This is a genomic window from Sphingopyxis sp. (assembly GCF_036402335.1).
Taxonomy (GTDB): Bacteria; Pseudomonadota; Alphaproteobacteria; order Sphingomonadales; family Sphingomonadaceae; genus Sphingopyxis.
This window is the reverse complement of record NZ_DASWTD010000191.1, coordinates 1-6,978: the sequence shown is the minus strand read 5'-3', so window position 1 is coordinate 6,978 and position 6,978 is coordinate 1. Positions and strand designations below refer to the sequence as shown.

The window sequence follows — 6,978 nt, the reverse complement described above, 5'->3', positions numbered from 1 at the left end:
GGTTGATCCCCGTCGACAGGTCGATCCAGTCCTCGCCCCCGAAGTGGCGCTTCGCCGCTTCGATCCCGCCGCCGTGCCAGGTCCAGCGCGCACTCACGCCAGATGCGCCAGCAGCAGCGCGGCGGCGAGCAGCAGGCTTTCGCCGATCTCGATCCCCGCGCCATGCCCGTCGCCCGAGATCCCGCCGATCCTGCGCATCAGCCACCAGCCCCAGAAAAGGAAGGTCAGCGGCGCGAACAGCAGCGAAGGCGATGCCCACGCCGCCGCGAACAGGGCCAGGCTCCAGACGATAAAATCGACCGGCCGCGTCGCATGACGGAAACGCGAGCCGAGTCCCGCGTGCAGGTCGGGCAGCGCACGCGACCAGACGAGCGGGCCGATCCGCGCCGCGAAGGGGACGAGCGCGATGGCGATAAAGGCCTCTCGCTCGAGCAGCGCGTGGAGCAGCACGAGTTTGGCGATCAGTTGCAGCGCGATCGCGGCCACCGCGAAGCTGCCGACGTGCGGATCGCCGAGCACTATGATCAGCCGCTCGCGGTCTTTATGCGCCGCGCCGCTCGCATCGGCGATATCGCCGAGTCCGTCGAGATGCAGCGCGCCGGTCACGGCGACCCACAGGATCAGCGCGGCGAGCGCGCCCGTCCATGGATCGATCCGCGCGCCGGCCCAGCCTGCGCCCGCAACGAACGCGCCGACGATCAGCCCGACCGCAGGAAACCAGCGCATCGACGCCGCGAATTCGTCGCTCGACACCGCGATGCGCGGCGTCGGCAGGCGCGTCAGGAACTGGATCGCGACGATCAGGCCCTTCATGGTGCAAGGCCTGTGATCTGCGCGGCGGGCGGTTCGCCCGGCCAGACGCGGAGCGACAGACGCGCGGCATAGGGCAGGTCGAATGCCCAGGGTTGGCGCTGGTTGAACCCGCACAGTGCATGCAGCGCCGCGCGCATCGCGCCGCCGTGGGTAACGATCAAGGTCGGGACCGGCGCCAGATCGCGTATCGCGGCGGAAACGCGCGCGACGAGAACCGACCAACGCTCGCCTTCCGGTGGTGGGTTGGCATCGGGATCGGCCCAGAATCGGCTGAGTGCATCAGGGTCGGCGGCGCTTGCGGCCTTGCCGTCCCACTCGCCGAAATCGAGTTCGCGCCAGCGCGGATCGATGGCGAGCGATATCCCCAGCAGCGCGCCGATCGCTTCGCCCGCCGCGCGGCTGCGGCGAAGGTCGGACGCGATCAGGCGTTCGATACAGAGGTGCCGGGCCTGCATCACGCAAGCGGCAATGCCTTCGTCCGTCGGCGCGCCATCGGTGCGGCCCATCAGCAAACCCGGCGTTTCGGGAGCGCCATGGCGCAGCAGATGGAGCGCGAAGCCGGTCACAGCGACGCCGAAACCTCGGCCTCGGCAAAAGTCGCCATCCGGTCGTGTGCGGCGAGCGCGCTACGGATGATGCCCGCCGCGACCGCGGCGCCGCTGCCTTCGCCGAGCCGCATACCCAGCGACAGCAGGGGGTCGAGGCCGAGCAGGTCGAGCAGGCGCTTGTGCCCGGGCTCGGCCGAGCAATGTCCTGCGATGCAGTGCGCGGCGATGGCGGGGTTGTCCGTCGCAAGCGGTGCGATGGCGGCGGTGCAGATAAATCCGTCGAGCAGCACCGGCACGCCGAGCTGGCGTGCGCGCAATATCGCACCCGCAATCGCCGCGATCTCGCGCCCGCCGACGCGGCGCAGCGTCTCGAACGCCGTGCGCGGGGCTGCGGCGTGGAAGGCGAGCGCGCGGTCGATCACCGCGACCTTGCGCGCGACGCCCTGACCATCGACGCCGGTACCCGGCCCCGTCCAGCCCGCGGCGCCGCCGCCGAAGCTGCGTGCGCACAACGCGGCGGCGGCGGTCGAATTGCCGATGCCCATTTCGCCGAGCACGATGAGGTCGAAGTCGGCGGCGGCCATGGCCGCGCCGCGATTCAGCGCGTCGAGGCATTCGGCCTCGCTCATCGCCGCCGCGACCGTGAAATCGGCGGTCGGCCGGTCGAGATCGAGCGCAACGACGGTCAATTCGAGCCCCGCCGCCGCCGACAGGGCATTGATCGCCGCACCGCCGTTCGCGAAATTGGCGACCATCTGCGCAGTGACGCCCGGCGGAAAGGCGCTGACGCCGTGGACGGTGACGCCATGGTTGCCGGCGAAGATGGCGGCGCGGGCGCGGTCGATGCGCGGTCGCGCCTTGCCCTGCCAGCCCGCGAAAAAGATCGCCAGATCCTCGAGGCGGCCGAGCGAACCCGCGGGCTTGGTGAGTTCGCCCTGCCGCACGCGCGCATCGGCGGCTGCGTCGGCGTTCGGTTTGCGAAGGTCGGCGAGCGCCGCCTCGAAGGCTTCGATGGAAGGGAAGAAGGTCATTCGGCGACGAATCCGGGCGGCGGGGTGCGGGTTATGAAATGGCCTTTGACGCCTTCGGGCCAAAGCGAAAAGGGGACGCGGCCATGCTCGCTCGCGGCATAATGGACCGCATAGTCGAGGATGGCACGCGCCGATCCTTCATCGCCGCCGAACCGGCCGAGCACATAACCCACCTTGTCGGGCGCGCGCAGGTGGACGGTGCAATGGTCCTGGCACGCGAAGAGGCACGCCATTTCCTGCACCGCGATGCCGGCGTAGCGCGGCTCGCCTTCCTTGAGGCGCTTCATCGCCTGCGCGAGCCGCGCCCCGCCGCGCATGCCTTCGGCGTCGGCCTGCGCCTCGCGGCTGTGGCGGCAGGTATTGCACACCACCACCGCGGGGCCCGGATCGACGCGCGTCAGCATCAGGCGGCTGCTACCGGAAGTGCGGGCGCAGGGACGCCCGCGGCGACGAGTGCCCGATAGAGCGCGTAGAGCCCGATCAGGATCGCGCCGTTGCGGACGAACTGCTCGGCGAGCAGATCGGGCGCCATGACGGCGTGGAGCCCGCCGAGTACCAGCGCCCAGCCGAGGATCACGGCCTTGAACGCCGTGAACCCCGCCGCATAGGCAAGGCCCAGCCGCGCCGCGACCGTGCGATAGGGCAGCGCCCGCAGCGCGGCATGGCTCGCCAGCACCGCGCCGACCGCCGCGGTGCAGAGCCCGGCACCCCACGCCAGCGTGCTCGCGTCGCGCGGATAGCCGAGCAGGAGGAAGCCGACGATCTGGCTTGCCGTCCACGCCAGCAGCATCAGCAGGATGCCGTCGCGGCGACGCATATGCACCGCCGCGAGCGCCGCAAGCGACGGAAAGGGCGTAGCACAGCCGAGCGCGAGGGTTGTTGCCGTGCTCGCCGCGGTGAGCAGCGCGACCCACAGTGCCGACGTGCCGCGCTGCGACAGCGCCGCCATCAGAAGCGCCCCCTGATGCCGGCATAGACGCTGCGGCCGAGCGAGCCGTAACGGAATGCCGTCATATATTGCTCGTCGAAGATATTCTCGGCGCGCGCGAACAGCTTCACGGCGTCGGACAGCGCAACTTCGGCGCGCAGGTCGACGAGCGTATAATCGTCGAGCCGCGTCGCGTTGCTCGCATTGTCATAGCTCTTGCCCGACCAGCGCACGGCGGCGCCCAGTTCGAGCCCGAAGCCGAACGCATAGCTTGCCGAGGCATTGGCGGTCTGGCGCGGACGGCGCGGCAGCCACTTGCCGAAATTGGCGCCCGGCGAACGGTCTTCGGCGACGATCCAGCTGTAATTGCCGTCGAGCGTCAGCCCGCCGAGCGTCAGCGCCGCCGCCGCCTCGACGCCATGCGCTTCGCTGCGCGCGACGTTGAGATAATAGCCGAAGCGCGGGCTTGCCGGGTTGCTTCCGGGTACGAAGCACATCGGGTCGGTCGACGGGGACGAGCAGGGATTATAGACGATCTGGTTCGTCGTCGTACGGTCGAACCAGGTCGCGCCGACGACCAGCTTGCGATCGAAGAGATGCTGCTCGATGCCGGCTTCCCAGCCATGCGCTTCCTCGGGGTCGAGCCCGACATTCCCGTACTCGCTGAACAGCTGGTAAAGCGACGGCGCCTTGAAACCCTCGCCATAGCTTGCGCGGAGTACCGTGCCGGTCGCAAGGCGCCATACGCCGCCCGCCGCGAACAGCGTCTGTCCGCCGTAGCGGTCGTGATCGTCGTAGCGGACGCCGCCGTTGATCGTCAGCCCCTCGACCGGCTCGATGCTGAGCTGGCCGTAGACGCTTGTCAGTTCGGCCTTGCCGCGCGCGAAGGCGGGGAGGGGCGTAGCGAGCGACGCGGAAGGCGAGCGGCTGCGGAAATCCGAACGCTCATTCTCGACCCCGAAGATCGCGGTGATACGATCGGAAACATCGAAGCTGCCCTGATATTCCCAGCGCTTGTTCTTGCCGTCGGCTTCGAAACTGCGCGGCCGCGCGCGGTCGGGGTTGAAATTGTCGCGGTTGGTGTCGGTGTAGGCATGGGCGACGCGATTGCGGAACCGCCCGCCGACGAGGTCAAAATTCAGCCCCGCATAGCCGACGAACTCCTTGTTCAGCCCATAATCCTTGCTGTCGGTGTTGAACCCGTCGAATTCGACCCGGCCGCTCGAATAATAGCCGCGCACCTCGGCGCTGACATTGTCGGCGAGCGCGAGTTCGGCGCGGCCCGAGACGCTGTGATTGCGATAGCCGTCGCGCTCGATTCCGCCGAATGCCCTGGCGTGCGACGAAATGCCGTCGGTGGTGAAACGCTGGCCGCCGATGCGCCAGCGCAAGGGCCCGGTCCGGCCGCCGAGCGCGGCGCGCGCGCTGATCGTGTCGCGCGATCCGGCCTCGATGTCGAAGCTGCCTTCGAGGTCCTTTTCGGGCGACGCCGTGACGACATTGACGACGCCGCCGATCGCCTGGCTGCCCCACAGGATCGACTGCGGCCCGCGCAGCACTTCGATCCGCGAGATGTCCCCGGCAAGCAAATTGGTGAAGTTGAAGCCGCCGCCGGTCGACGACGGATCGTTGAGCTTGACCCCGTCGATCACGACGACGCTATGCTCGGGTTCGGCGCCGCGGATGCGTAGCGAGGTCGAGGTGCCGTAACCGCCGTTGCGCGAAATGCTGATGGCGGGCGTGCGGAGCAGCAATTCGGTGACGCCGATATCCTGCGCGCGGTCGATCGCCGCCTTGTCGAGGACGGCGATCGACGACGGGATCTCGTCGAGTGTCAGCGGTGCGCGCGTTGCGGTGACGATGATGCTGTCGCCATCGGTGGCAATGGCGTGCGCGGTCGACGCATCTTCGGCGAACGCGGTGGACGACGCCGTGAGCGCGGCGAGGCAGATCGAACTTCGGAAGGCAAATTTGAACATTGGGTACCCCATCGACAATGCCGCCCACGCGCGCGGAATCGATGCGGTTGTCCGTCGGGGACGCACGACATCGCCCGCGCCCATGCGCAGCCAGACTTGTCGTCATGCGGGTTGACCCCCGTCCGCCCGGCACACCCTGTCCGCGCGAAAGACGACGGCGACGGGCAGGTCTCCTGGCTCGCGGGTCGGCGCCGGTTCGGACCGCCTTCTCAGGACCCTTAAGGTCCCAATGGCATGTTGGCCCGATGGCTCTCCGCTTACAGTTGCAGGGGCAGCCGGGGTTTTGCACCCCATTCCCTTTGAATCCCCTTTCGGGGAACCTGTCGCTGCGCGGCCGTTAGCCCGTTTTCGAGGCTGCGGTCAATTGCCGCGATGCGGCGGGCGATCGATCAGAACAGGCCGGGCAATTCGCGCTGCGCGGCGCTCGGCCGGCCGGCGACCAGCATTTCGGGTCCGGCCGGCGCCGCAGCGACGCTGCGCCGCGCGGCGACGCCGGCGCTGGCGTTGGCGATGCGCGTCGTGCAACTGCGCCCGGCGAGGAAATCGATCGCCGCGCGGACCGATGGCTCGCGCGGATCGCCGAGCGGGAAGCTCGGATCGTCGCCCGCGGCACAGCTGTTGGTGATTTTGGACGCGAGCCCGTTGTAATAGTCGCTCTGCCCCGTCGCATTGCCCGTCGCAAAGGCGATCACGCGCATCCGGTCGTCGCATTCGGCCTTGTCGAGCGCGATCTGGCCGACCGGCTTGCCATAGGTGTTGTTGCCGACCAGCGTCATGTCGGTCCCGAGATACGGCAGCATCGAATTGATCACGAGTTCGCTCGCCGAGGCGGTCGATCCGGTCCCGATGAAGGCGATGCGCGTCGGCGCGATCGATTCGGGCTGGGCCGTAAAGAAATGACGGTCGTTTTCGGCCGATTTCGACGAGCGGAAACTGGTCTGCGAGAAAATTTCGCTGGAATTGCGGTTGCGGCCGAGCAGGTCCCCCATCAGTTCGGCAGTCGAGACGAGCCCGCCGCCATTGTAGCGGAAATCGATGATGACGTCGGTCACGCCCTGATTGCGGAAATTCAGGAAAGCGGCCCGAAGTTGCGGGTTCGCCGACGCGATGAAGGTGCGCAGGTTGATATAGCCGTAGTTGCGGCCGCCTTCGCTGATGATCTTCGCGCCATAGCGGCCCGAGATCGGGTCGAGGTTGTAATCGGCCTTCACGACCGTGACGTCGCGCGTGCCGCCGCCGGGGTCGCTGACCCGCAAGACCCGCGAGACGCCGGGATCGTTCGGTCCCAGCGCGTTGGTGATGCCGACGGTGCCTTCGACCGCGACGATGCTCGCGATCGTTCGCATATTGCCGCTGCTGGTCCCGATCGCGACGATCGCGGTCCCGCGATCGATCCCTGCATTCAGCGCCGGCGCGCCTTCATAGGCTTCGGCGATGATTACGCGCTCATTGGCCGGATCATACGCCATGCGGACGCCGAAGCCTGCGCTCGACCCGCTTGTGAAGAAGGCTTCCTCCTCGGCGATCGAGGTGATGTAGGTGAAATAGCGATCCTTGCCGAGCGCGCGCGCCGGCGCGACCAGCGCATCGATATAGGATTCGACATCGCTGTAGTTCGCGGCGTTCACGCCGGTCGCGACGTCGCTCGGGAACAGATACCATTCGTCGATCACCGCCTT

General features: G+C 68.1%; 7 protein-coding genes and 1 riboswitch. All 7 genes read right to left on the bottom strand.

Translation table 11 applies throughout. The features are described 5' to 3' along the window. Positions 1 to 93 precede the first annotated feature (93 nt). Positions 94 to 813 carry an adenosylcobinamide-GDP ribazoletransferase gene (locus VGD20_RS06115; protein ID WP_331133602.1) on the bottom strand — a complete coding sequence of 240 codons (720 nt, stop codon included), beginning with the start codon at positions 811 to 813 and terminating at the stop codon, positions 94 to 96. Further along, positions 810 to 1,379 (bottom strand): histidine phosphatase family protein, encoded by a 570-nt coding sequence (locus VGD20_RS06110; protein WP_331133601.1) that lies wholly within the window; start codon positions 1,377 to 1,379, stop codon positions 810 to 812. Before VGD20_RS06110 ends, VGD20_RS06115 begins: the two co-directional genes overlap by 4 nt. Then, a complete protein-coding gene (cobT, locus tag VGD20_RS06105; protein WP_331133600.1) occupies positions 1,376 to 2,392 on the bottom strand; it encodes a nicotinate-nucleotide--dimethylbenzimidazole phosphoribosyltransferase in 1,017 nt (338 codons plus the stop codon). Before cobT ends, VGD20_RS06110 begins: the two co-directional genes overlap by 4 nt. Further along, on the bottom strand, positions 2,389 to 2,796 hold the full coding sequence (locus VGD20_RS06100; RefSeq protein WP_331133599.1) for a DUF1636 domain-containing protein: 408 nt from the start codon (positions 2,794 to 2,796) through the stop codon (positions 2,389 to 2,391). The genes cobT and VGD20_RS06100 overlap by 4 nt, the downstream gene beginning before the upstream one ends. Then, complete coding sequence (locus VGD20_RS06095; protein WP_331133598.1) at positions 2,796 to 3,341, bottom strand: hypothetical protein; 546 nt, start codon at positions 3,339 to 3,341, stop codon at positions 2,796 to 2,798. The genes VGD20_RS06100 and VGD20_RS06095 overlap by 1 nt, the downstream gene beginning before the upstream one ends. Then, a complete protein-coding gene (locus VGD20_RS06090) occupies positions 3,341 to 5,299 on the bottom strand; it encodes a TonB-dependent receptor plug domain-containing protein (protein ID WP_331133597.1) in 1,959 nt (652 codons plus the stop codon). The genes VGD20_RS06095 and VGD20_RS06090 overlap by 1 nt, the downstream gene beginning before the upstream one ends. Before the next feature lie 146 nt (positions 5,300 to 5,445). Beyond that, positions 5,446 to 5,638: riboswitch (cobalamin riboswitch) on the bottom strand. A gap of 50 nt (positions 5,639 to 5,688) precedes the next feature. Next, positions 5,689 to 6,978: S41 family peptidase (locus VGD20_RS06085; protein WP_331133596.1), on the bottom strand; the 1,290-nt coding region annotated here is incomplete at its 5' end.